The sequence below is a fragment of the Citrobacter sp. Marseille-Q3906 genome (assembly GCF_916618775.1).
Lineage (GTDB): Bacteria > Pseudomonadota > Gammaproteobacteria > Enterobacterales > Enterobacteriaceae > Citrobacter > Citrobacter murliniae.
The window spans coordinates 353,989-380,948 of sequence record NZ_CAKAKA010000002.1; the positions used below are offsets into that span (position 1 = coordinate 353,989).

The following is a 26,960-nucleotide window of genomic DNA, read 5'->3' on the forward strand; positions in this document are numbered from 1 at the left end:
TGCATCTGTACCTGCAGTCATGAATATCTACTCCAGAACAATCACATCCCCAGTTGCAGGTGCGCTTATTTCAGGTAGCCACAAGCGCCCCCACGATCCGGTACAATGACAGCCAAGGAGTCTTTCTGGTTTCTGTTGATTCAGAAATTGCCGGACTTGCCATAGTTTAAACGGCGAAGCACAACGTAGATGAAAGCCGCCAATCAGGGCGTGGATCTTCGTGATTCCGGTTATATTTTGGCAATGGCGTACGATGTTCTCTATCCCACGATGCCCACAGCCGGTAATAATAACTAAGCCGCGATCAGATTTATAAATCAATACACCTTCGTCAGCGATGTAGTCCTGTCGCATGGTGCGCTCACGAATAACACCATAGGCTCGCGGTGTGGGAACGCTTATCTCTCCAGACCACAGAAAACGTTCGCTGATGGATAGCGGTTCCTGGGTGTACTCCATACTGAGGCGAGAGTAATCATTATCGCGTGATAATTTCTTGATTTTTGAGGTATATCCAAAAAGGGATATTGCAGAATAACGCTCACAGGCTATTTGGGAATGGCAGATGACGCGAGTGTTGTCCGCCAGCCAGGACACACCGCCGCAGTGATCATAATGACCGTGTGAGAGTACCGTAGCCGTTAATTGAGACAGGTCTACGCCCATCAGCGCGGCATTAAGCTTAAAGCTATCGTCTGGCCCGGTATCAAACAGAATTGTGGTCGTTTCATCCTGGACTAACAGACTGAGCCCTGGTTTTGCCTGCAATGATGTTTCTGCACCGGCAGCGCGCCTGTTTTCCAGCAACACTGTGATGGTTAAAGCCATAGCTGACTCCAGCGTTAAAGCGCCATACTGTAACGCGCGGAATTTAAGAGCGCTGTGATCTCAGCGCTCTTTGCTGTTAATCAGCGTTAATAGTAGCGGTTGTCATCATCGTTATGATGGTGATTATGCCGCCATGCATGTTGGTTTTCTCTCTGCTCACGCTCCTGGCGGTCATGCTCTTTTTCGTGATTTTTGTGGTTAGCTATCGCCGTAGCAACAGCTGCAGCACCGACTCCAGCGGCGGCAGCAGAAAGGTACGGATGTTCAGCACAGCCTGACAGGCTGGCCATGATGACCATTGCGGATATCAGCTTTTTCATTATGGTGTAATCCGTTATTCACGCACAATTTTGCCAGCGTTACCGGCATCAGGATCAATCCAGCTACCACGACCATTCGCTTTAATGGTGTATGTTGAATACCCAACGCGGAAGGTCATCGTATCTTTATAAGTATTGATATCACGCACTTCGTTACCATTTACGTAGACGGTGGAGTCTTCGATGTGAATATCTACACTGCGCTGACCATTCTCAAAATTTGCAGCGTAATTCCCAGAGAACTTGCCATAAATTCCGGCCTGATCATGATTGCGCGGCTGATCTTCGCCATGTCGGTGATGTCGATTCTGATGGTTTTCTGTGTTGTCGATAAATCCATGATCACGATTCCACTCATAGGATTTATTAACATCGCAGCCGTTGAGTTCGCTCATCTGCGTACAGCCCGAGCGTTCATATTTTTTCTGCATTGCAGGAGTAATTGCGCATGCAGTGGTGGCGGTTGTCAGACCCAGGACAAAGACGGCCAGCAGACGTTTTTTCATTCTGTTACTCACTATCATCATTGAATTTATTTATAGGAATACTAACTTTCTTTACGTCATGTTTATGACGGAAGCAGTCTCCCACTAAATATTAATAAAACATACTAGGGGGATTCCTAATTTATATTCATCGAAAGGTTGTTGTTATTGATAAAAGCAACATCATGAGCTGGATATTTACGTATTTTATACAAGTTGCTTTATGTCTTAGGTGTTATTTTACTTTTTAATGAGGAGTTTAATAGAATATTAATATTGACATTAATAATTCGGTGAGGATAAACGAAAATACAGGCCTGTTGATAGACAAGCCTGTGAAGGGGCAGTTTTGTGATTGTAACCTATAGTTATTAGGTTTTTTTTAAAAAAACTGGTATCAATTATCCCTGTGTCGGGATACGTTCACGGTGTTTTTCTGCCTGCAGTTCATGTGAATATGAATGGCTGTTATTCATCGACTGGTGAACGACCATCGCTTGTTCATGTTCATTCATGTGTGAGAAGGATGGAGCAATAGTCTGCCTGGATTTGCTGTTATACGCCTGCATCTCATGTGCCTGAGCCATTTTTTGATGGGCTGGAGCATCGCTGTTATTCATCATTTGATGAGCCGTCGCCGCTTGCTGATGGGTTCCTGAAGATTCTGCCGCATTAACGCCAGCTGAGATAAAAAATGCAATAGCTAAAAAAGACGATATTTTATTCATCATATTCTCCGGTTTGGTTTGACGGAGGGAATTATAATAAACAGGTACGCTCAACGACGTGACAGGATTATGACGGTTGTGTCAGAGAATAAATCTGCAATGGTGCCTCAGCGCCATTGCAGATGATTAAATCGCATGTTTTGGTAGCGTCAAAATAAAGCGGGTGGCGCGTGGGTCAGATGTCACAGAGACCTTGCCCTGATGAGCAGTGACGATTGATTTCACAATAGCCAGTCCAATACCGCTACCTTCGCCCTTACGCTGTCGCGATGGGTCCACCCGATAGAAACGGTCGAAGAGCCGGGGGAGGTGTTCTGCGGCAATGGGGGGGCCGGGATTCTCGACGATAATCTGTACCTGCCCATCAGCCTCTTTCACCCGCACAGTCACAGACTCGCCTTTTGGGGTGTAACGCATGGCGTTAGAAATAAGGTTACTCATGGCCCGGCGTAACATTAAAGGATCGCCGGATACCCAACACGCGCGGCCTTCAAAACGCAAACTGACTTCACGCTCTTCCGCCCACGCTTCAAAAAAGTCGAATACTTTGCTGACTTCATCCGCCAGATTTAGTGCAGTCTTTTCCGGGATCAATTGATTATTGTCCGCTTGCGCCAGGAACAGCATGTCGCTCACCATCTTCGACATTCGACCAAATTCTTCAAGGTTCGAATAGAGCACATCTTCCAGCTCTTTTTGGCTGCGGGGCTGGCTGAGCGCAATTTCCGTCTGCGTGACCAGATTGGTTATTGGGGTGCGGATCTCATGGGCAATATCTGCTGAGAAATTGGACTGACGTTTAAACACATCCTCGATTCGTTCAATCATATGGTTAAACGAAGCTACCAGTTGCTCCAGTTCAATAGGTACAGCCTGTGGATCCAGGCGGACGTCGAGATCCTTAGAGGTAATATTCTGGATTCGGCGGCTGACGTTACGGATTGGTGCGTGGCCTTTATAAACAGCGAACAGCACGATAAAAATAATCATCATGCTGATCAACGATGCCGTCATAATCAGTTTGTTTTTCAAGTCATTAATGTAGTGCAGATGAAAATCTATCGATAATGCCATATACAGCGTATAGGCTGCTTTTCCGTCAGGTAGTTGGCCAATTGGCAAACGAATCATTCGCCAGTTGGAGGACATTTTTTGCCCGTGGGCATGTTCCTGTGAATGCAGCATTGGGCCGGATAATAAAAAGACGTTATTACTATGGGCATTTTTATCCGGCTTAGCGCTGGCGATAAACTGGCGGAGATCCGGCGCACCTGGCGAATGGAAAATCGCTTTTTGATTGGCATCTTCAAGTGAAATAATGACGTTTGAATATCCAGCAACCACGTTTTTTAATGTTTCCAGTCGTCGAAATTCCGGCTCGTCGGGATGATTAAGAATGCGTTCCAGCGTGGTGCTTATTTCTTTTAAGTCATTGATATCCTGCTCGGCGAAATGAACTTTCACTGAGTGGATCATTATCCAGGCAAAGGCGAAAAACGAGGCGATAGTGGCCAGACTAATAAAAAAGGTCAGACGCGTTGCCAGCGAAAAAGGGCGTTGCAATCGTTTAATGACCATCCGGTACCTCAAGCATATACCCCACGCCGCGCACGGTCTGAATCAGCTTCGGTTCAAAATCATTATCAATTTTGGCGCGCAGCCGTTTAACGGCGACATCAATCGCATTGGTGTCGCTGTCAAAATTCATATCCCAGACCTGAGAAGCGATAAGTGACCGGGGCAAGACTTCACCCTGATGGCGAAGGAAAAATTCGAGCAGCGTAAACTCTTTGCTGGTGAGGGTAATGCGCGTCCCGCTGCGGGTCACTTTTCTGCTGACCAGATCAACCATTAAGTCCGCAACCTGAAACTGACTTTCAACAATCACTGCAGCCCCTCGTCGCAACAGCGTTCTGACCCGCGCCAGAAGCTCGGCAAAGGCGAACGGTTTAACCAGATAGTCATCGGCACCCAATTCCAGGCCTTTGACCCGATGTTCAATCGTACCTAGCGCAGTGAGAAGAAGGATTGGCATACCTTTGTTGGCGGTGCGCAGCATACGTACAATATCCCAGCCGTTTACGTCAGGCAGCATGATGTCAAGAATGAGCAAGTCGTAATCGCCGGTCATAGCCAGGTGATATCCGTTCAGACCGTTATCTGCTAAATCCACAACAAAACCTGATTCTGTCAGGCCCTTGGTCAGGTATTCGCCAGTTTTTTTCTCATCTTCGACTATCAAAATCTTCATCACATTCTCCTTCACGCACTGGCTGTGCGGGTTTTCAATTCTAGAGGAGCCGGATCGGATAGCAATGAGTTATTGGGAAAATGACAGTTTTGTCATTTACCTGTCACCGGTTAAACAGAGTCAATTAGGTAAGGTACAAGTCGATAAATTCACACTCATTTTACGGTTATCAGTCCGGTCCGGACGAGAAGAGCTATGTGCAAATTTAAACTTCTTACCCTCAGCGCTATTTTTGTTCTCGCCAGTTGTTCTCTGGCTCCGGACTATCAGCGCCCGGCCTTGCCGGTGCCGCAGCAATTCTCTTTAAGCCAGAACACGCTGGTTTCTGCACCAGCGGGGTATCAAGATACGGGGTGGCGCACCTTCTTTGTGGACGAGCAGGTAAAGGCGTTGATAGGTGAGGCGCTGCTCAATAACCGTGATTTACGCATGGCAACCCTCAAGGTTCAGGAAGCGAGGGCACAATATGGCGTGACGGATGCTGACCGTTATCCGCAGATTAATGCAGGCTCCAGCGGCACGTATAGCGGAAAATTAAAAGGCAATACCAGCACTAACCGGGAATTTGAGGCCGGGCTGAATCTCAGTTTCGATTTGGACTTTTTCGGTCGGCTAAAAAATATGAGTGAAGCCGACCGGCAGAACTTCTTTGCCAGTGAAGAAGCACGTCGGGCGGTGCATATCCTGTTAATCTCCAATGTATCGCAAAGTTATTTCAATCAGCGTCTGGCTTATGCGCAGCTGAAAATTGCGGAAGAAACGCTGCAAAATTATCAGCGTTCTTACGCCTTTGTCGAGAAACAGTTATTAACCGGAAGCACCAATGTTCTGGCGTTGGAACAGGCTCGGGGCGTGATTGAAAGTACGCGCAGCGATATCGCAAAACGTAAAGGTGAACTGGCGCAGGCGAATAATGCATTGCAGCTGTTGCTCGGAACCTACGGAAAATTACCAGACGATCGGTCGCGCAGCCATGGCGATATTAAAGCAGTGACGTTGCCGCCAGCGCTCCCTTCGCAAATACTGCTCCAGCGGCCAGATATTATGGAAGCTGAGCATGCTTTAATGGCGGCAAATGCCAATATTGGCGCTGCGCGAGCGGCATTTTTCCCGTCAATTACGCTAACCAGTTCAGTATCCGCCAGCAGCAGCGACCTCTCCAGCTTATTTAATGCCGCCAGCGGCATGTGGAACTTTGTCCCGAAAATCGATATTCCGATTTTTAACGCCGGGCGTAATCAGTCAAATCTCGATCTGGCAGAAATTCGCCAGCAACAGTCGGTAGTAAATTACGAGCAAAAAATTCAGAACGCGTTTAAAGAGGTGGCTGATGCGCTGGCGTTACGTCAAAGCCTCGCCGATCAGATTACCGCCCAGCAACGCTATCTGGAGTCCCTGCAGATCACTTTGCAACGCGCCAGAGCACTTTATCAGAATGGTGCAGTGAGCTATATCGAGGTGCTGGATGCGGAACGTTCTTTATTCGCAACGCAGCAATCGCTGCTCGATCTTAATTACGCCCAACAGGTTAATGAAATTAAACTGTTTGCTGCCTTAGGCGGCGGTTGGGCGGAATAACCCTATATTCGTCATATTTAAGTTGCATTAAACTGTCAGGAGAATGATTTATGAATATTACCGCCAAAGCCGCTCTGTTTAGTTTTTTATCTGTGGTTATGTTTAATGCTCAGGCAAATGAGCATCAGCATGGTTCCATGATGAATATGGAGCCAACGGCTCAACAGGAACAAACAATTAGCGCAACCGGTGTGATTGAATCTATTGATACAGAAAATAAAAAAATCACCATTAAACACGAGCCTATTCCGGCGGTGAACTGGCCCGCAATGACGATGCGTTTTACGCAAGTCTCAGATACACGTGCTGATGATATTAAACCAGGCGATAAAGTGGCGTTTACTTTTGTGCAGCAGGGAAATCTCTCTGTCTTACGAGATATTCACATCAGTAAATAACGAAGTCCGCAGGTCTCTTCTGTTCTTACCCGGGTTGTTTTGCACGCGGGTAAGACACTCGCGCAATGGAAATCACTATGGCGTCTTTAAAAATTAAAAATACCGCGCTTATACTCGCAGGCATGATTGCCGGTGGGATTATTTCTGTCGGTGTTTATACCTATTTTTCATCAGCAAACGTTTCGGCCGATACAGCGTCACCTTCGCCAAAAGAAGCCCGTAAAGTTCTGTTCTGGTATGACCCAATGTATCCGAATACACGCTTTGACAAGCCAGGTAAATCGCCGTTCATGGATATGGATCTGATCCCGAAGTATGCCGATGAAGAGACTGCGAGCGCTTCTGCGCCGGGAGTGCGTATCGATCCGACTCAGACTCAGAATCTGGGATTAAAAACGGAACCTGTGCGCCGTGGGCCATTACTGTATGCGCAAACATTTCCAGCAAACGTCAGTTATAACGAATATCAGTTTGTCATTGTGCAGGCGCGTTCCGCTGGTTTTATCGAAAAGGTCTATCCGCTCACCGTGGGTGACAAAATTAAAAAAGGCGCGCCGCTAATCGACCTGACAATCCCGGATTGGGTTGAGGCGCAGAGTGAATACCTGCTGTTACGTGAGACCGGCGGTACCGCCACACAGGTTGAAGGTATTCTGGAAAGGTTACGTCTGGCCGGTATGCCAGAGGCGGACATTCAGCGTTTAACATCTACCCGCAGAATTCAGACACGCTTCACCCTGAGAGCACCTATTGATGGGGTGATTACCGCATTTGATTTGCGTACCGGCATGAACATTTCAAAAGACAATGTTGTGGCGAAAATTCAGGGTATGGATCCGGTGTGGGTCAGCGCGTCGGTCCCGGAGTCTATCGCCTGGCTGCTTAAAGATGCCTCGCAGTTTTCTATCACCGTGCCAGCCTGGCCTGATAAACCCTTTACCATCAGCAAGTGGAGTATTCTGCCGAGCGTCGATGCTACCACACGAACTCTCCAGCTACGTTTGCAGGTTGATAACCCTGACGAGGCGCTTAAACCGGGGATGAATGCTTATCTGAAGTTGAAAACGCAAAGTGAACCGATGTTGCTTATCCCATCTAAAGCGCTGATTGATACCGGCACGGAGCAGCGGGTGATCACCGTTGATAACGAAGGACGGTTTGTACCGAAGCAGGTTGCGGTATTCCATGAATCTCAGGGGCTAACGGCTATTCGCTCTGGTCTGGCTGAAGGTGAAAAAGTCGTTTCCAGCGGTCTGTTCCTGATTGACTCCGAGGCGAATATCTCCGGTGCGCTGGATCGTATGCGGGCCCGGCAAAGTGATGCGCCAGATGCCGCAGCAATGCCCGCTCCGGCGACCCATGCACACTGAGGATATGACAAATGATTGAATGGATTATCCGTCGCTCGGTAGCTAATCGTTTTCTGGTGATGATGGGGGCGTTATTTCTCAGCATCTGGGGAACGTGGACCATCATCAACACGCCCGTGGATGCTTTGCCGGATCTCTCTGATGTTCAGGTGATCATCAAAACCAGCTACCCCGGCCAGGCCCCGCAAATTGTTGAAAACCAAGTTACATACCCACTGACCACCACCATGCTGTCAGTGCCGGGGGCTAAAACAGTCCGTGGCTTTTCGCAGTTTGGCGACTCCTACGTATATGTCATTTTTGAAGATGGCACTGATCCTTACTGGGCGCGCTCCCGCGTCCTGGAATATCTCAACCAGGTGCAGGGGAAATTGCCAGCGGGTGTCAGTGCGGAAATGGGACCGGATGCTACGGGTGTTGGCTGGATATTTGAATATGCATTGGTGGATCGCAGCGGAAAACACGATCTGGCCGAATTACGTTCTCTTCAGGACTGGTTTTTAAAGTATGAACTGAAAACCATCCCTAACGTGGCGGAAGTCGCCTCGGTTGGGGGAGTGGTCAAAGAGTATCAGGTCGTTATTGACCCAATGAAGCTGACGCAATATGGCATCAGCTTGTCTGAAGTGAAGTCTGCGCTGGATGCGTCTAACCAGGAAGCCGGTGGTTCTTCCGTGGAGATGGCGGAAGCGGAATACATGGTTCGGGCCAGCGGGTATCTGCAAACACTCGATGATTTCAATAACATTGTACTGAAGTCAGGGGCAGACGGTGTGCCGGTTTACCTGCGTGATGTTGCGCGCGTACAAATCGGACCGGAAATGCGTCGTGGGATCGCTGAGCTGAACGGTGAAGGCGAAGTGGCTGGCGGAGTCGTCATTCTGCGTTCAGGTAAAAATGCGCGTGAGGTGATCTCTGCCGTTAAAACCAAACTTGAAACGCTAAAAAGCAGCCTGCCGGAAGGCGTTGAGGTAGTTACAACATACGATCGCAGTCAGCTAATTGATCGTGCGATTGATAACCTGAGCTACAAGCTTCTGGAAGAGTTTATCGTCGTGGCGCTGGTTTGTGCTCTGTTCTTGTGGCATATCCGCTCGGCACTGGTCGCGATTATTTCTCTCCCGCTGGGCCTGTGTATTGCATTTATCGTGATGCATTTTCAGGGACTGAACGCCAATATTATGTCGCTTGGTGGGATTGCCATCGCGGTTGGCGCGATGGTTGATGCCGCGATCGTGATGATTGAGAACGCGCATAAGCGGTTGGAAGAGTGGGAACATCAGCATCCGGGTGAAAAGCTGGATAACGCAACACGCTGGCAGGTGATCACTAACGCCTCGGTAGAAGTTGGTCCGGCGCTGTTTATTAGCTTACTGATTATTACTCTGTCGTTTATTCCCATTTTCACCCTTGAGGGGCAGGAGGGACGGCTCTTTGGGCCGCTGGCGTTTACCAAAACCTATGCCATGGCGGGGGCGGCGTTTCTGGCAATCGTGGTGATCCCGATCCTGATGGGGTTCTGGATCCGCGGCAAAATTCCGGCGGAAAGTAGTAATCCGCTCAACCGTTTCTTGATTCGTATTTACCATCCGCTACTGCTGAAAGTACTGCACTGGCCGAAGACCACCCTGCTGGTGGCGGTGCTGTCGATTCTTACGGTTATCTGGCCGATTAATAAAGTCGGTGGCGAGTTCCTACCGCAGATTAATGAAGGTGACCTGCTGTATATGCCATCAACCCTACCGGGGATTTCGGCGGCGCAAGCGGCGGACATGTTGCAAAAAACCGACAAGCTGATCATGACAGTTCCGGAAGTAGCGCGCGTGTTTGGTAAGACCGGCAAGGCTGAAACGGCAACTGACTCCGCGCCGCTGGAGATGGTCGAAACTACGATCCAACTGAAGCCACAGGATCAGTGGCGTGCGGGGATGACGATGGACAAAATCATCGAGGAGCTGGACAAAACCGTACGCTTGCCTGGGTTGGCGAATCTGTGGGTGCCGCCGATTCGTAACCGTATCGATATGCTTTCCACAGGGATCAAAAGCCCAATCGGTATTAAGGTGTCGGGGACCGTGTTGTCAGATATTGACGCCACGGCTGAGCAAATCGAAGAAGTGGCCAGAACCGTACCAGGTGTGGCTTCGGCACTGGCGGAGCGACTGGAAGGTGGTCGCTATCTCAGTGTGGATATTCACCGTGAGAAGGCCGCGCGCTATGGCATGACCGTAGGTGATGTGCAGCTGTTTATTACCTCGGCAGTGGGGGGCGCTATGGTGGGGGAAACGGTTGAAGGGATTGCACGCTATCCGATCAATTTGCGCTATCCGCAAAGCTTCCGCGATAGCCCTGAAACGTTGCGTCAACTGCCGATTTTGACTCCAATGAAACAGCAGATCACGTTGGCTGATGTGGCGGATGTGAAGGTCGTTTCCGGACCGTCGATGCTGAAAACCGAGAATGCACGGCCCACCAGTTGGATCTATATCGACGCACGCGATCGCGACATGGTCTCGGTGGTTAACGATCTAAAAAAAGCGATCGCCGAAAATGTACAGTTAAAGTCGGGGACTAGCGTGGCGTTCTCCGGTCAGTTTGAGCTTTTAGAGCGAGCCAGCCATAAGCTAAAACTGATGGTACCGATGACGCTAATGATTATTTTCGTGCTGCTTTATCTGGCATTCCGTCGCGTTGGAGAGGCGCTGCTGATTATTACCAGCGTGCCATTTGCGCTGGTGGGGGGGATCTGGTTCCTCTACTGGATGGGGTTCCATCTGTCGGTAGCGACCGGAACCGGATTCATCGCGCTGGCAGGAGTAGCCGCTGAGTTTGGCGTAGTGATGTTGATGTACCTGCGTCACGCCATAGAAGCCGAACCGGCTCTGGAAAATCCACAAACTTTTACAGCGGATAAGCTGGATGAAGCGCTCTACCACGGGGCAGTACTTCGTGTTCGTCCCAAGGCGATGACCGTGGCGGTGATTATCGCCGGTTTGTTGCCAATATTGTGGGGAACAGGGGCCGGGTCGGAAGTAATGAGTCGTATTGCTGCGCCGATGATTGGCGGCATGATAACCGCGCCGCTATTGTCGCTGTTTATCATTCCTGCGGCGTATAAACTGATGTGGCTACATCGACATCGCTCTCAGAAATAGCGTCCTGAAAGCGCGCGCTTCTGACCGGGGCGCGCGCTATGACTCCAGCGCTTTTACCCGTTTTCGGTATTCTCCCGGCGTGCAGCCGAATTGTCGGAGAAAGACTTTGTGAAACGATGACTCGCTGGCATAGCCTACCGATTCGGCAATGACAATCAGTGGCTGAGATCCACGTGACAACATCTGAGCGGCGAATTGCAGACGTAATGTGGTTAATACCGCGAGTGGAGTAGAGTTTGAGACCTCGCGGAATAACTGCGCGAAACTGGCCCGCGACATATGCGCGCGTTGTGCCAGTTCTTCCACAGTCCAGGGATGCGCGGGCGATTCCAGCATCAGGAAAACCACGCCCCCCAGTCTGGGGTGCAACAACAAACTTAGTACGTTCTTTGCGGGCGTAGCCTGTGTCAGCCATTGCCGAACGGCGAGTGTGAACAGCGTTGCGCACTGCTGACTGCATACCACATCCGATCCCGGCAGGTCGGTTGAGGATTCTTCCTGAAGTAGCACAATCATCGCCCTGAGCCAGTGGCCGACGTGGCTATTTTCATCCGGTGCCAGTATTAGTGCTTCTGGCAGCGTGGTTAAAAAATAACGAGAGGAGGGCGGTAGCCGTAAACTGCCGCAGACGATATGCGTTTGTTCCTCACCAGACTGGCAAAGCCGATGCGCTGAGTTTTGCGCAAGGATCACAATCGAACCAGCACGAAGCGTAAACGAGGTTCCATCAGGCATATCCAGTTGGGCAGCTCCCTGGGTCACGGTGTGCCAGCGGATAACCGACAATTCGCCCGCAGCGTGTGGCAATTGCCAGTCTCTGCTGAGCAGGCAATTTTTATCAATAGATCCCTGCGGGTCGTTAAGCATCAGTAATCGGCTAAGGGTATCCATAAAGACTCCTGAACAATTTTTATTGTTGGGGGATGGCAGCACTAATAACATACTTTTATATTAAATTATTAATGTCAAATAGTTAGTGTATTTTCAATATATCGACTGAGTAAGTTATTTATTGCTGTTTAGACGATTGGACAAAAACAATCGCGTTATGGATAGGCTTTTCTGGCATATCGCTCCGTATACTTTGGATTAACAAATGAACAGTGACTTTGCGGAGAGACAGCATGAATCAATACCAGGCAATCATTATTGGTTTTGGTAAAGCGGGTAAGACGCTGGCGGCGGCCCTGGCACAAAAGGGCTGGCAGGTGGCTATCATCGAGCAGTCCAATACTATGTACGGTGGAACATGTATCAATATCGGCTGCATTCCAACCAAAACCCTGGTGCATGATGCTGAATTGCAGCATGACTTTGCCGCAGCGATGCAGCGTAAAGCCTCTGTTGTGAGCTTCTTGCGTGATAAAAACTTCCATAATCTCGCTGATCTGGACAATGTGGATGTGATTGAAGGGCGCGCTGAGTTTATCGACAACCATACCGTGCGGGTGATTCAGCCGACCGGAACACTCGAGGTTCGCGGCGAGAAGATCTTTATCAATACTGGCGCGCAGTCAATTATTCCTGATATTGCAGGCCTGTCCGACACTCCTGGAGTCTTTGACAGTACCGGGCTGTTGAATCTGACGCAGCGCCCACAGCGTCTTGGTATTTTGGGCGGGGGATATATTGGCCTCGAGTTCGCGTCCATGTTCGCCAACTTTGGCAGCCAGGTAACAATCTTTGAAGCGGCACCGCTGTTTTTACCGCGTGAAGATCGGGATATCGCCGAGGCCATCGCCCAAATTTTGCGTGACCAGGGCGTAGAATTAATTCTCAACGCCAATGTACAGTCGGTATCGTCCCATGACGGCATGGTGCAGCTACAGACGCCGGAAGGTCTTCGAACTGTGGATGCGCTGCTGGTTGCCTCAGGGCGAAAACCCGCGACTGAGCATCTGCAGCTAAAGAACGCCGGGGTGGATGTGAACGAGCGCGGTGGGATTATTGTGAACAAATATCTGCGGACTTCTGCAGATAACATCTGGGCGATGGGTGATGTAACCGGTGGTTTGCAATTTACCTATGTTTCACTGGATGATTTCCGCATTGTCCGCGACAGCTTATTTGGCGAAGGTTTACGCAATTCAGGCGATCGCCAGAATGTGCCGTATTCCGTTTTTATGACGCCGCCGCTCTCTCGTGTAGGGATGAGTGAAGAACAGGCTCGTGCCAGCGGGGCAATGGTCCAGGTGGTAACGTTACCTGTCGCGGCAATCCCACGAGCGCGGGTGATGGATGATACACGCGGCGTCCTCAAAGCCGTGATTGATGTAAACACTCAACGTATATTGGGAGTATCACTACTGTGTGCGGACTCTCATGAGATGATTAATATCGTCAAAACCGTTATGGATGCAGGGTTACCTTATACCGTATTGCGTGATCAAATATTTACGCACCCGACGATGAGTGAATCACTCAACGATCTTTTTTCTCTCATAAAGTCATAAATCCAGGGATCTGCCTTAAGGGGGATTTTGCATTCAGCCCGGACAGAAATTAATCAGTAGTACTTATTTTCTAACGTTATACCCTCTGTAAGATAGTATGCCATTATAGTTTAATACGGTAATTACCGGGGTCAGCTTAATGCTGGCCTTTTTTAACTTAAGTTAAATTTATTTACACGCCTGCAATATTAATCATTCGCTTTATTAAAATAATCCATCATGATTATTTCATTTGCTAATGATATAACGCCGTAAGCATCCATTTTCCTGTCAGCGATTAAACCATAGCTGGCGCTCAGCTTAGTCGTTCCGCCTTGCCCACCCATTGTTATCTATTATACCCGGCTAAATTTACGTTATTTTTATCTCTAAATGGAATTATAGATTTGTTTCTTATTCCTTTTTGTTATTGTTGATGCGCAACTTCACATGGTTTTAGGCCTGGCTTCAGCTAGAATTAATTCTCATCAAACGTTTTTACATATCAATGTAAGATTAAAGATAGTTAAAAACTTAAGTTCGCATCAACAGTTTGACATGGAATCCACTAAGGTTATTAAGCACCAGGGGTGGATGCTGATCTCGTGTTTTGTCGGTAATCGAGACTGAGACCGAGACATATCTTAAATATGGAAATAAGGGTTTTTGTATGAGTTTTGGATTAGCCAAGGAAAACAAGTTTGAAATCATCGCCATCCTTCGTGAGGAGTTGCACAAGAAGACGAAGCTGGAAGTCTTATGTGAAAACAGCAGTGTTATCACGCAGTTAGAAAAGATTGATTTTGAACACTTTATGATTTCCTGGCACGAAGACATCATCCCTGAAAAGGTCCAATACTTTATCCTGCACAGCGATAGCGGGATTATCAAATTCAGCGCCAGACTCGAAAAGAGTCCGACAGCAGGTGCGGAGGCAGGATTATCTTATGCCATCCCGGATATGATTTTCTTTGCCCAGCAGCGACAGAATCAGCGGTTCTCTTTTTTGAAGGGCTATGATTTTTTCTGTTTTGGTCGTTACAAAAACGGAGAAAACTACTCATTTAAGATAAAAAACATCTCACAGGGCGGTTGCGCATTAATTGTTAAAGATGTGAATGCACGTTTTCTTTATAAAGATGCAGTGATTAAAGGTGCCTCTCTGGATTTTGATACGTTTGGAAATTTGCAGCTCGATTTAAAAGTTATTGATGTCGTCATGATCAACGAATTTGATGAGGATAATCAATTGTATTCCTGCTATCAGATTTCATGCGGGTTTGATTTCAGGAACCGTCGTGAAGAGGCAGAAGTTGAGAAAATAATCATCAAATTTTTAATGAGCAACAAGATCAGAAGTTTATAAGGAATGGTGAACAGGATGTTGATGTGTGGCAGTGATAATTTTGTAGGCAACGGTATGTTCGCCTATCTGACTAGCAAACATGTACCGATCAAAACCTACCAGTTTGAGGACATGTTGCATCAATCATCATTGGGCCAGCATCAAACCATGGTTTTTAATATCATTAACAATGAACAGCCATGTTCCGCAATTGTGCAGTATTTGAATAAAAACAGATTTAAATTTTATAATAACGTTATCGTGATTGTTGCCGATAGTTTGGTGGCGAAATTATGTGTTGAGTTATTATATATTGAGAAAGTGATTGTCTTGACTGAAAAGTCTTCATTGCGTGATTTTTCTCAATTAGCCACGTTAGCAGTAGGGAAATGGAATCCCCGACTGTATCGTTCGCAAAAAAGATTAACCGAAAGAGAGCAGCAGATTCTGAATCTGCTGGTAAATGGTTATACAGCCAGAGAAATTTCGGAGTTAGTTAGCCTGAATTATAAAACTATTCAGGCTCACAAGATGAAGGCCGTCACCAAACTGGGGCTGAGCAATACATCTGATTTGAACAAGTTGATTGTCAGGTTTACACATAGTTTGTCTTTTTTACCCTAACCTATCCGTTCTTTTCTGATATCACACGCATAAAAGTAGATACAACCTGGGAGTGACTTTAACTGGTTTTTAATTTATATGGTTACAAAGGGGGAAGGGGGGATGTTAAATTCCAGTGAGCTGCTAAATGCGCTTGAAAAGGCGGTGAATACCACTCAGCTTTATATGGTTTATCAGCCTATATTTGACTTGCCCACCCAGAAAATTAGCGGGTTTGAAGCACTTATGCGTTGGAATAGTCCGCAAATGGGCATGATTTCTCCCGATGTTTTTATTACGCTACTGGAAGACCGCGGCAATATATTTTCAATTGAAGATATGGTTACCAATCCTCCGTGGGACGTTGCAGCAGCCTGGCCCGATCCCCTTTCGTTATCAGTAAATATTTCCGCACTTGAGTTCTGCGATCCCCTTTTACCCCAACGTATCAGGCAAAACCTTGCTGCTTGCGGACTCCCGGCCCGCCGATGCCAAATAGAGGTCACGGAAACCTCACCTTTGCGTGACTGCCATATAGCAGCTAAAAATATGACAGAGTTGAAATCGATAGGGGTGAAGTTAGCTCTGGATGATTTTGGCACCGGGCATGCTAATCTTAATTACCTGTTGAAATATCCTTTTGATACCTTAAAAATTGATAAAGAATTTGTCGCAGGAATTGAACCGGACACCCGATCAACAAAGATCGTCGAAGGTATTATTTCATTAGCACACAATTTTGGTATTGAGGTGCTGGCGGAAGGGGTGGAAACTCCCTCGCAGTTAGAACGTTTGAAGCATATTGGCTGTGATAAAATTCAAGGTTTTCTTATTTCTCCTCCGGTAATGGCCGAAGAGATCCCCGCACTGTTAACGCAAAATAACCGTTAACCTGTCAATGTCTCATTACCCCCTGATTTTCACCGGATGGCGGCGCTGACGCTTTATCCGGCCTGCTCGCAACATTCGTTTTAACTTCCCGCTCCATACCTGTAGAACTGATAGTCAGCGGGCATAAAAAAGCCTCCTGTGAAAACAGGAGGCTGGTTAAGTTTATGCTGGGTTAGAACGATTTCTTAAAGCCAATCGATGCATTCACCGGGGCTTCAACCTGCGACTTATTGCTGCCATTGCTGAATTGGGTTCCCAGTTCACCGTAGACCTGCAAATTCCTGTCGATAGACCAGCTCAGGCCGGCTGCAACTTCAGTACTGGAGTACTGCTGTGATGATTCCAGCGTAGTGGTTGCGACCGCGTTGCTAAAGTGCGTTTTGTCTTTTGAACCCAGACCCTGCCAGACGTTTACCCGGCCATAAGGCTGGAATTTGCCATGGTTGGTATCGTAGTCGGCGACCAGGCGCACACCCAGACGAGCGGTAAATGAATCTGCGGTATCCAGATTAACCTTCGTTTTGGTTTCGCCATCCAGCGTACTGTTGTCGAAGTCGCTGTATTGGTAGATCAACTGCGCCTGCGGTTCAAGACTCCAGGCACTGGCGCCTAAACGGAATGATTTACCCACTTCCGTCGAAGCCGTCAGGGTATTGCCTCTCACGCTATATGAACCATTATTACCTGATGCGGACAGACGGGATTTATGGTTACCGTACTGCAGGACGTTATCGACGTACATACCATCGTCAGAGAACCAGGTAGCATAACCGCCGACGTAAAATGCGTTGTCGTCGATATTGCCGCCTTTACCATTGCTCCCCGTTTTCGTCCCTTGAACGTTACTGTCAATGTCGAGAACGCTGGCATACATACCGGCTTTCCAGCTTTCAGTAGCATACATATCGACGCCGACCTGGATACCCGTGGTATGTGAACTGGTTTGCGTACCTGCCGCATCATCCAGTTTGGTTTTACCGGAGTAACCGATCATTCTGGCCCAGGCGCGGTTGTCTTCATCAATACCCGGTTTAACATCATCCCCCATTCGCTGGTGCATGTTACCCAACAGGCTGATGTCTCCCTGACGAACGACGCTGGCGAGGCCGGAGTACAGCATTGTTTCCGGACGGTATTCGCTTCTCAGATACCAGTTTTCTCCCTGGCCTTGTGTGTTCCCGGCATGCAACTGGTACTCAAAGGCGCCCGCAGCCATGTGCGCGCTGGCCAGATGGAATGCATCCTGTGAGGTTTGCGCCGTGGTAGTTGCACCATTGAGCGCGGTAACCACTTCGATACCATCACCAACTGTCGGAGCGCCCAGACCGGAACCGTCAACATCCAGCAGGGTACTGCCGCTAGCCTGACCGCCATCGATAATCAAGCGATCCGCAATGCCTGTTCCGCTGGTGTTCTGCGCTGCAGCAATTTGCAACGTACCATTTTCACCACGGTAATCCCCTTTGACGGTTATGGTTGAACCGACCTGTTGACCACGGAGCGATACATCACCACCGTTATCCAGTCCTGCCACCGTCTGGTTGTAACCCTGCGTATTCAGCGCGGTATCTGTAGCAACATAGTGGTGTGATGATGCGCTCAGGGTATCGGTATTACCTGCCTCGAGTACGCCGTTGGCAATCAGGGTCGCTCCGCTGTAGGTATTGGAACCTTGCAGAACAGTGGTGCCGCTGCCTGTCTGATACAACTGGCCTTCGCCGCTGATATTACTGGTTAATGCCAGCGTATCGGCACGATCGATATTGAGAATGCCGTTATCAACGATATCCCCCTGTACGCTGCCGATATTACCGCCGTTACCCAGTTGCAACACGCCTTGCTCGATAGTCGTACCGCCGGTGTAGGTATTGTCCAGCGTCAGTGTCAGTATGCCTTTACCGGTTTTGGTCAATTGACCGGAACCTTCGACTTCCGTCAGCAGAGAAACATCATACCCATTTGTGTCGAATGTCCCGCCGCCGGATTCCAGAGTGACCTGACGCGCGGTATCAAATGCGTCGCCATATTTCAGCGTACCGCCATTGAAGGTGATCCCGGTATCTGCCGCCCCGAGGTTGGTATCACCAGCCACTTGTAACGTACCAGACGTAATGGTGGTTCCACCGCTGTAGGTATTGTCACCGGTGAGGATCAGCGTTCCGAGGTCACCTTTGTTCAAACCACCGGTTCCGCGAATCACACTGTCGATGGTCGCGGTGTAGTTGATACCGTCTACAGTACCATCGCCGACGCGAATCAACGTATCGGCCGTATCGGTAGTGATGGCTTCACCACCTACGCGATAGCCATCGGTAGCGAATTGCGCACCGCTGATGATCACGTCGCCTTTGCTGTTATCAACGGTAACGTTGCCTGCTTCCCCCTGGAAGACAGCAAATGCGGCATCGGTAAACGGTGCGTTTAATGCGCCTTCTGGTGTGGACTCATCGGTTGTCCAGTTGTCGTTGCCCTGGCTGGATTGCCAGATACCGTCACCACCGTTGATGACGCCGTTGTTTTTCAGTTCGCCATTCTCACCGCCGGTGCCGTCCCAGAAGCGCAGTGTCAGTCCTGCATGGTTGACCAGGTTGACTTGATTTTTCACCGAGGTTTGTACATACAGGCTGTCTGCAGCTTCCGGCGCGTTAGCAATGTCCATCACGTTGTTGGTTAACGTACCGGTGTAGTTAATGACGCGATAGACACCAACGTCGAAACTTCCGCCTGGCGATGTCTCAATGTTGAGTTTACCGTCAAGCGTCAGATCACCGTTCACATCAATCAGGTCGTTGAAGGCCCCGCCTGGGGTAAAAGCCTGACCAAACTGATAATCCAGTTGGGCGTTATCACTGAGCGTCAGAGAGCCAGTCGTTAGTTTACCCACGCTGTTGATCGCTGCACCGGCGGTAATATGGGCGTTATCCAGCACATCGACTGCACCGCCGATAATACCGTTACCACCGAGCGTAGCCCCGGATTTCACGGTGACCTGACCTGTTGCGGCGGACTGATTACCGTTCACCAGCAGCACGCCCTGATTGACATCCGTGGTGCCGGTATAGGTGTTGTCGCCTTCCAGCGTTAACGTGCCGGTACCGATTTTCACCAGGTTGCCATCATTCCCGCTGATGACACCACTGATAGTGTCATCAAAGTTCAGATTGCCCAGAGACAGGGATTTATTACCCAGCTCAACGTTACCTGCGCCAGACAGCGAACCGATAGACGTTGCGCTGTTTACCGCGCTGATGTCGACCATACCGCCAGCCTGGTTTTTGACGACAGCGTTTTCTGCCATCGCCAGGTCAGCAAAGGTCATCAATCCGCTGTTGGTCACATCGGCACTGCCGCCGCTGGCGTTGTCTTCCAGCGCCAGCGTACTGTCTTTCCCGACGTTAACCGTTGCGTCACCTGCAGTGGAATCCTGAGTTAATACTGCTTTCGCTTTGCCGGTCAGATTCAGCTTCGCGCTCGCGGCTGTCACATTGTCAGCCAGGGTTAGCAGGCTGTCGGCAATGTTCATGGTGAGCGATTGCAGACTGGTATCCGTCCCGCTAACGTTAACTGTCGCGCCTTTATTAACGGTAACTGTGCTGCTGTCATTGCTACCAAATGCGCCGGTTTTGCTGACGTTGACGGTAACATTGTTAGCATTGCCCGTACCTGCGACCTCGGTTTCCCCTTTGTAGCTGTTTGCTCTGTCGAGCGTCAGGGTACTGCTCGCATCGCTTGTACTGCTGGTGATTTTCAGTTTGCCATCACCGGTGATATCTCCGGTTGGGGTGAAGTGATGTGAGTTCAGGTCAAACACTTCTGCATCGGTATTCGCACCCAGCGTGATGGTACGATCGGTGCTTAGATCCGCGCCTAATTGCAATGTCGAAGCGTTGTTGATCTCCAGACCTGTGCCGCTTTGTCCGAGGTTATTGTCAGAAGAAATTTGCAGCGTACCGCCATCAATTCGTGTACCGCCACGATACTCGTTGTCGCCGCTCAGGATCAGACGACCAAGGTCCGTTTTCACCAGTGTTAGCTTATCGCTCGTGCTGGCTTCACGGATGATGGATTCTATGGTGGCGGTGTAATTTTGCCCCGCGCCGCCGGCCCCTACGCGCAGCAGCAGTTCACCAGTCCCGGGTGTTTGACCCGCATGCGTCGCATTTTCTGTGGTGGCATAGGCGTTGAGCGCATCGCCTTTGACGACATAGCCATCAGCGTCAAACTGCGCCCCGGAGAAGTTGACTTCACCCGCAGCTTTATCAACGGTTACCGTACCGGCATTGCCCGTGAACACGGCGAAAGATTTTTGTGCCCATGGTGCGTTGCCTTCGCCGGTTGCCGTCGTCCAGTTGTTATCACCCTGGTTGCCGATCGCCATCCATTTACCATCGCCACCGTCAATTTTGCTGTCGCCTTCGATACCCGTTGCGCCGTGGCTTTGGCTGACGGTCGCACCGTCCCAGAATTGCAGGGTGACGCCATTGGCGTTAACCAGGTTTACCTGTTTATCGATAGAGGTCTGGACAAAAACGTTGCTCTTATCCTGACTGTCCGGGATCGCGCCCAGATCCAGCCCCTGGTTATCTAGCGTGCCGCCGTAATTATAAATACGGTATACACCCGGTCCGAAATTACCGCCCTGCGAAGTGGTGACATCCAGCGTACCGTCAAGTTGCAGATCGCCTGCAACGTTAATCAGGTCGTTCAGTTTGCCGCCAGGCGTGTAGGCCTGACCCAGCTCGAAGGCGGAGGTTGTTTTGTTGCCGAGTTGCAAACTGCCGTTAATGGATAACGTGCCTGCGCCACCGTCACCGGCGCTGATTGTCGAGGCATCGTTCATCACCACGTGACCGCCGATCACACCGTTACCACCCAGTGTGGCAGCGTTGCTGACAGTGGTTATGCCAGTAGCAGCACTCTGGTTACCATTAACCAACAGAGCCCCGCTCGTGACGGTAGTATCACCTTTATAGGCATTGTTCCCGCCCAGACGCGTAGTCCCGCCACCGATTTGCTGCAGCGCGCCAATACCGGAAATGATGCCGTTAAGCAGCACGTTATTGGCACGATTAATGGTGAGTATGCCGTTGTCGAGAATATTCGACACTGCGCTGACTTCCCCGGTATTCCCGCCTGAACCTAACTGCAGCGTGCCACTCTGATCAATGGTGGTGGATCCGGTATAGGTGTTGTTGGCGGTGAAGATCGTAGTGCCGCCCGCCGCACGTTCAAAATTCCCGCTGCCGCTGATGATGCCGTTATAGATTTGAGCCTGGTTATTGTCGCCCGTTGTATCAAAGATGACTTTGCTGGCAGCGTTGTTAGTAGTGATGTTGTAATCGCCAATGGTGGCGGCATTACTGCTGGACTCACCGTGGTCGCCAGTGCGCAGAGTTGCCCCGTTATTAACGGCGATCGTTTCGCTCGCCAGTGTCAGACGATCCACGATGCGCATATCGGCCTGAGAGCCGGTAAGCGTGAGTGAGTCCCAACCGGTACCGATATTCGTGCCTGTGCCCAGATTATCGCTGCCCAGGCTGCCAATTTTGGCACCCGTGCCATGCGTATCTGTAAAGGTGAGGGCGTTACCTGCACCTGCTGCGGTGATGATATGGCGCGTATTGCCCAGCTCGACGTTACCGATATTGGCTTTATTGTTTCCACTGGTTCCAGCGAAATTCATCTCACCTGCAAAGGTGCCTTTCGACCAGTTAACGGTATCCGTACCAGCTCCGGTATTGATGACACCTACCGTTTCAACGCCGTTGATATTGATGGTGTCATTGCCGTTACCGGACTGAATTGCCACGGCTGTGTCGCTGGCGGCGCGGATAGTTCCCGTATTGGTAATGGTTTTACCGTTAGCGCCACTGGCATCAATCACCGGACCATTGACGCTATTAGAGATGATTTTCCCGTTGTTGGTCAGAGAGTTAACATTTTTCGCGATAACGGCTGAATCACCCGTGCTGTCCTGAACGGTAATGTCGGCGCTGGTGGTGACATTACCACTGGTATTGGCGCGGATCCCGCTCCCTGTGGCATTACCTGCTGCGTTATGGACGAGCACGGTGTAACCCGTACCAATATTCAGATCGCCCTTCACAGGGCTACCGTCGCGTTCTTCAAAAGCAAAACCGGTACCGCTGCCGGTGACATTCAGCTTATTGCCCGCACCGTCTTTTACATTCAGCGCAACGCTGGTACGGATACCTGAGCCGTCGTTGGCATTAATGGTGACATCATTGAGCGTGATGTCGCTACTGTTGGCGTCGTTCTGGATCCCCGCGCCAGTGCCCAAGGCACTGATGGAAACCCCTTTGGCTGTCAGAGAGCCTGCACCGGCATCCAGGCGAATACCGTCGGCGGTGCCATTCGTGATGATGGAGTCACCGGCCGCGGCGGTAATGTCCAGTACGGCACCGTTTGTCAGCAGAACGCCAGCGGTACCATCGTCGACCTTGATCTGTCCGAGCCTTTTGATCTGCGCATCAGAGCCGGAGGCGCGTACGCCAATACCGTTACTGACATGTAAAGCGCTGGACGAGTTATTTGTTAAACGTCCGCCCTGTTGCACATCGACACCGATGCTGTCGATACTGTCGAGATCCACCAGTGCTTTCGCGTTGAGAATAATATTCCCCAGATTTTTCGCTACATACGCGATAACCTTGTTCCCGCTGGCTTCGGAGGTGATGCTGGCGTCAGAGATGAGGGTGGTTTCGACAGGATTGCCCTGGTTGGAGCCGTTTAAATTATGCGCCTGGCCGTCGACGATGCCGGCAGTGGTTTCGACACCGGTCAAATTAATGGTGGTTTTATCGCTGATATTACCGCTTGCACCGCCTTCAATCACAATGGCCGATGCGCCTTGACCACCGACGTTGAACGTCGCTTCACCTGTTTGAACGAGGGTATTATTCCCGGTACCCAGTACACCAACAGAATTCTTACCGCTGAGTGTCAGTTTAAGATCAGAAGCCGTGCCGGTTACCGGATCATTGCTGTTACCGGCAAATTTAGCGCCCTCAGCAATACGGAAGATAGTGGTATTGGTCTGGCCATTATCATTCATCTCCGTCTTGCCAATGTTAGCGACCGCATTGGCGCCGTACAAATAATAGCCTATCTGATCGGTGCTGTTAAACACAGGGCTACTGTCGTTATTAATATTCGCCGTTGCGCTACCGCGAACGTGAACGCCGATGTCCCCGGTACCATTCAGCGTAATGCCGGAAGAGATATCAGCAACTGCCTGCTTGCTGGAGGAGCCTTCAACCCAAATGGCGTAGTTTCGCTCATTGGTTCCTCCTTCACCGTTCACCGTAATTTGACCGGCCTGGCTGGTGGTCACTTTGGCATCCGTGCTGTCTGCGCGGACATGAATGCCGATATTATTCTTGCCGTTAACATTAATCTCGCCATCATTACGGATAGTTTGACCCGCATTGGCGCCGCTGTTATGTACCGACATCCCGTAGTTTGGTAGCCCGGATGTCTTACCATTAACCGAAATTTTGCCGGAGTTGATGACATTCCCGGCCGCACCAGCAACCAGAATACCTGCAGCATTACGTACGCCTGTACCGAGGGTAATATCTCCCGCGTTAGTCACGGTACCAGTCCCTCGCGCGTGGATGCCGGCGCTAAGGTTTGACCCGCCAGCCATCGCAACATCCTGAGAGGTATTGGAACCATCACGGCCCAGATAAATAGATGCACCAGCGCTGTTAGTGAAGGTTGCGCCATCAGTTACTTCAACGCCGTAGGCTGTGCCTTTCCCGAAAGAGGCACCGTTGGCGTTACCGTCCACAATATTGATGGTTTTGTTGTTAACCCCGGTAGAGTTCCCCGATAATTGCATACCGATGGCCAGCGTAATTGGCGTTGTTACCGTGGTGTTGGTATCCCATGGGTTGGCAGCTGAGGCGGTGCCATAGTTATTCGTCGTGATGGCCTGGTTAATGATGCCATCGTTGGTAACGGTACTGGCCCCTTTGCCCTGCATACCGATAGCGCCGTAGCTATTCAGAGCCTGTCGCCCATCTTTATCGATGAACAAGCCGGAGTTGATGGTACCGGTGTTGGTTGCCGTAGCGTTTTCCGCCAGCATACCAATCGCCAGACTGTGGCCTGTGGAAGTACGTAGTACGTTGAGGGAGCCCTGGTTCGTTATAACGGCACCTTCCGTGCCTTTCATCACGCCATTAATGCTGCCGTCTACCGCCAGTACAGAATCTTGTGTCACTGTGCCTGTTGCGCCCGCGCCATGTGCGTAGACAGCGTGCAGCTCGGTATTACCGATCGTGGCGTTATTAGTATGACCCTCGCCATCAGTCCAGACTTTATAGTCCCAGTCAACCGAGCCGGTTACCGTATCGGACTGTAAAACGCTGGTAATCAACTTCGCATACCAGTCTTCAACATCTTTGAGCGACATGGTGGCGCGATTGGCGTCCAGCATCAGTTGCAGCTGGCTTACCTTGTTCCCTTGTGCATTTAAGACCGTTGTATCACTTTCGCCCAGCAGCCAGTCATTAAGGTCGCCAAGCTCTTCGGTATTGGTGATATCGAACTCCTGGGTACCGGTTTTCACCGCATTCCCTTCGCTGTCGTATCCGTAGGTATCGATCGTCAACACTTTGCCGAACTGGTCCATTGTCTGAGAACCGTTAAAGCTTTTATTCGGGACAACGGGGGCGGCGCCAAATGAGATGTAGTTGTCGGATATCCAGTTAACCTTGCTATCTGCGCCGCTGGCTTCGAGTAACGAGCTGTTTTTAGCCAGGAGTTTGATGGTGTTTTCATCATCACGGGCATTTTTCTGATCGTTACCAATGTTCAGATTGGCCGTCGAACCGTTGCTGGCCTGCGCAATGCCAAAGTTGTTATAGATTTTTGAAAGGGCTGCGTCGTAGGTGTTTAACGTAATGCCTTCTAACGGGGTTTCGGTCAGATAGTGAACCAGTTCATCGGTGTTGTAGACCTGCATATCTGCCGGGGTTTGTAATGCAGGGTCAATGACGGTGATTTTGTCATCCTGAGCAGGCGTCGTCGTCGGCTGGTTGTAGTAATACTTTTCCAGTTCTTCAACGGTTGTAATCGGAGTGGTAACGCCCCCAATGGTCGCCGTGAGGGTGATTTTCTTTTGCTCTAGCAACTGCTCAATAGTCGCCGATTCGACAAGGCCGGTTTGGCCTTGCTCAATCTTCGGCAATGCGCCAGTGACGTTTAACACCGCACCGTTAGTGGTGTTCTGGTAGAGGAAGCCATCATTGTGAACGTCGTCATTTGTACCAGGTTGAATGACAATATTATTATAATCGACAGAAATATCATGGTTGCCGATGTCATCCGCCGCCACGAGTGGCGAGGTGCTAATTAAGGCTGTAGCCGCGAGTACCGCGACAGTTTTACGCGAACTGCTTTTTTTCTTACCTTTGGTTAATTCGGAAACGACAACCCAGATACCGAGCGCCGCGTTCCAAATAATGCTGTAAACCTTGTTCATATATAACCCTCGTCTGCATTTCTGTATTGCATGTGTTATTACGTTGAGTTGTTGGCTATGGTTGGCACGCGGGTGTGCTACCGGGTAAATTAATTTTCGGAAATAGAGACCCCTTCCGGGCTATGCGGAATAAAAAAAGAGCCGAAAGTAAGCCTCTTAAAAAATAACCGTTATCAGTATCCTTAAATAAGTAAGTTACGACTGGCTATAGTGGGAGATAGTGTACTTTAGCCGGGTATTATGTTTACCGAGTTTTCTGGCGATGTTGCTTTTGTACGCTCCAATAGTTTTTTCGCTTTTTTGTGATGCTCCGGCGATTTGTGTCAGCGACCAGCCTCGGGCAAGCATCATCATTACGTTGAATTCGTTAGCTGTAATTTTATTGTTCAGTTCTTTGATATTGCGTGATTTTTTGTTTTGTGTGATACGAGTTATTGTATGCAGTAGCTGATCAAGGCTGGCGTCTTGATCCAGAAACTGCATGTTCATCCCGCAAACAGTTTGAAATATAGAGAAGGTGACTTCATCTGCCAGAACGATAATTTTCGTGGAGGGATGTAAAGCCATATTGCGGATAATCCGGGCATATTTTAATAAATCTGAATTGCCGGGGTTAATAATGATGCAATCTGTTTCATGAGATAGCTTGTTGACGGCAGAAAGCGTCTGTGAGGAAAAGTACGCGATATCAATTAATAATGATGAGCCACGTAGGATTTCTCGCATGCCTAGCCAGGGGTAAATTGAATCACCCAAAAAAACAGCCTTAGACATAACGATCTCCTTGAAATTTTGGTGCAAGCAATCGCCTCTTTTTTATGCTAAAAAAGAGTTTTTTACGACGCGTGAAGTGTTAATTAAATTTCGTATTCCGTTCTTCGGTTTGAACGCATCCTTATTTATTCGGATTTAACAGATATTCTCTGTATTGATTTAAATAATTAACTATTCTTAAAGTAGATATTACTCTTTGTGAAAATTTAAGATAAATCGTTTATTTCACCTCTGAGCAGATGATTGATAGATTTCGCTTATGAATCGTCGGGGTTTCCTGTCAGCCAGTGT

The 26,960-nt window shown here is 49.4% G+C and carries 17 protein-coding genes; 8 read left to right on the forward strand and 9 right to left on the reverse strand.

The window, feature by feature from the left end; translation table 11 throughout:
* Positions 1–27: 27 nt before the first annotated feature.
* The 6 genes from LG384_RS05970 to cusR all read right to left on the reverse strand — a co-directional run bounded on the left by LG384_RS05970 (position 28) and on the right by cusR (position 4,612).
* On the reverse strand, positions 28–828 hold the full coding sequence (locus LG384_RS05970) for an MBL fold metallo-hydrolase (RefSeq protein WP_225760611.1): 801 nt from the start codon (positions 826–828) through the stop codon (positions 28–30).
* 86 nt (positions 829–914) lie between these two features.
* A complete protein-coding gene (locus tag LG384_RS05975; protein ID WP_045440851.1) occupies positions 915–1,148 on the reverse strand; it encodes a membrane lipoprotein lipid attachment site-containing protein in 234 nt (77 codons plus the stop codon).
* A 14-nt stretch (positions 1,149–1,162) separates the two neighbouring features.
* Entirely contained in the window at positions 1,163–1,654 is a 492-nt protein-coding gene (locus tag LG384_RS05980; RefSeq protein ID WP_225760612.1) for a hypothetical protein, read from the reverse strand.
* 380 nt (positions 1,655–2,034) lie between these two features.
* Complete coding sequence (locus LG384_RS05985) at positions 2,035–2,361, reverse strand: copper-binding protein (RefSeq protein WP_370637138.1); 327 nt, start codon at positions 2,359–2,361, stop codon at positions 2,035–2,037.
* A 126-nt stretch (positions 2,362–2,487) separates the two neighbouring features.
* Entirely contained in the window at positions 2,488–3,939 is a 1,452-nt protein-coding gene (locus LG384_RS05990; protein ID WP_045440865.1) for a Cu(+)/Ag(+) sensor histidine kinase, read from the reverse strand.
* Entirely contained in the window at positions 3,929–4,612 is a 684-nt protein-coding gene (gene cusR / locus LG384_RS05995; protein WP_045440867.1) for a copper response regulator transcription factor CusR, read from the reverse strand. The genes LG384_RS05990 and cusR overlap by 11 nt, the downstream gene beginning before the upstream one ends.
* Before the next feature lie 195 nt (positions 4,613–4,807).
* Here cusR and LG384_RS06000 point away from each other — a divergent pair, with 195 nt between their 5' ends.
* The 4 genes from LG384_RS06000 (at position 4,808) to LG384_RS06015 (ending at position 11,113) form a co-directional block, all read left to right on the forward strand.
* Positions 4,808–6,190, forward strand: a complete 1,383-nt coding sequence (locus LG384_RS06000) for an efflux transporter outer membrane subunit (RefSeq protein WP_225760614.1) — start codon at positions 4,808–4,810, stop codon at positions 6,188–6,190.
* 50 nt (positions 6,191–6,240) lie between these two features.
* Complete coding sequence (cusF, locus tag LG384_RS06005) at positions 6,241–6,588, forward strand: cation efflux system protein CusF (RefSeq protein ID WP_045440871.1); 348 nt, start codon at positions 6,241–6,243, stop codon at positions 6,586–6,588.
* A gap of 77 nt (positions 6,589–6,665) precedes the next feature.
* Entirely contained in the window at positions 6,666–7,958 is a 1,293-nt protein-coding gene (locus LG384_RS06010) for an efflux RND transporter periplasmic adaptor subunit (protein ID WP_048221905.1), read from the forward strand.
* A gap of 11 nt (positions 7,959–7,969) precedes the next feature.
* Entirely contained in the window at positions 7,970–11,113 is a 3,144-nt protein-coding gene (locus LG384_RS06015; RefSeq protein ID WP_225760615.1) for a CusA/CzcA family heavy metal efflux RND transporter, read from the forward strand.
* A gap of 36 nt (positions 11,114–11,149) precedes the next feature.
* On the opposite strand, the gene rclR is transcribed toward LG384_RS06015, so the two are convergent.
* Positions 11,150–12,004 (reverse strand): reactive chlorine-specific transcriptional regulator RclR, encoded by an 855-nt coding sequence (gene rclR / locus LG384_RS06020; RefSeq protein WP_048221903.1) that lies wholly within the window; start codon positions 12,002–12,004, stop codon positions 11,150–11,152.
* Positions 12,005–12,237: 233 nt separating this feature from the next.
* Between rclR and rclA the strand changes: the two genes are divergently transcribed.
* From rclA to LG384_RS06040, 4 genes are all read left to right on the forward strand, one after another.
* A complete protein-coding gene (rclA, locus tag LG384_RS06025) occupies positions 12,238–13,566 on the forward strand; it encodes a reactive chlorine resistance oxidoreductase RclA (protein ID WP_200010473.1) in 1,329 nt (442 codons plus the stop codon).
* 649 nt (positions 13,567–14,215) lie between these two features.
* Positions 14,216–14,911, forward strand: a complete 696-nt coding sequence (locus tag LG384_RS06030) for a flagellar brake protein (RefSeq protein WP_048221901.1) — start codon at positions 14,216–14,218, stop codon at positions 14,909–14,911.
* 21 nt (positions 14,912–14,932) lie between these two features.
* Positions 14,933–15,514, forward strand: coding sequence for a LuxR family transcriptional regulator (locus LG384_RS06035; RefSeq protein WP_190284553.1), 582 nt, complete (start codon positions 14,933–14,935; stop codon positions 15,512–15,514).
* Between the two features lie 102 nt (positions 15,515–15,616).
* Positions 15,617–16,384 carry a bifunctional diguanylate cyclase/phosphodiesterase gene (locus LG384_RS06040; protein WP_045440887.1) on the forward strand — a complete coding sequence of 256 codons (768 nt, stop codon included), beginning with the start codon at positions 15,617–15,619 and terminating at the stop codon, positions 16,382–16,384.
* A 172-nt stretch (positions 16,385–16,556) separates the two neighbouring features.
* Here LG384_RS06040 and LG384_RS06045 read toward each other — a convergent pair whose 3' ends face one another.
* Both LG384_RS06045 and LG384_RS06050 read right to left on the reverse strand, forming a co-directional pair.
* Positions 16,557–25,895: an autotransporter-associated beta strand repeat-containing protein gene (locus LG384_RS06045; RefSeq protein WP_225760616.1), complete on the reverse strand. Its 9,339-nt coding sequence runs from the start codon at positions 25,893–25,895 to the stop codon at positions 16,557–16,559.
* A gap of 195 nt (positions 25,896–26,090) precedes the next feature.
* On the reverse strand, positions 26,091–26,669 hold the full coding sequence (locus LG384_RS06050) for a LuxR C-terminal-related transcriptional regulator (RefSeq protein ID WP_048221898.1): 579 nt from the start codon (positions 26,667–26,669) through the stop codon (positions 26,091–26,093).
* Between the last annotated feature and the right edge of the window lie 291 nt (positions 26,670–26,960).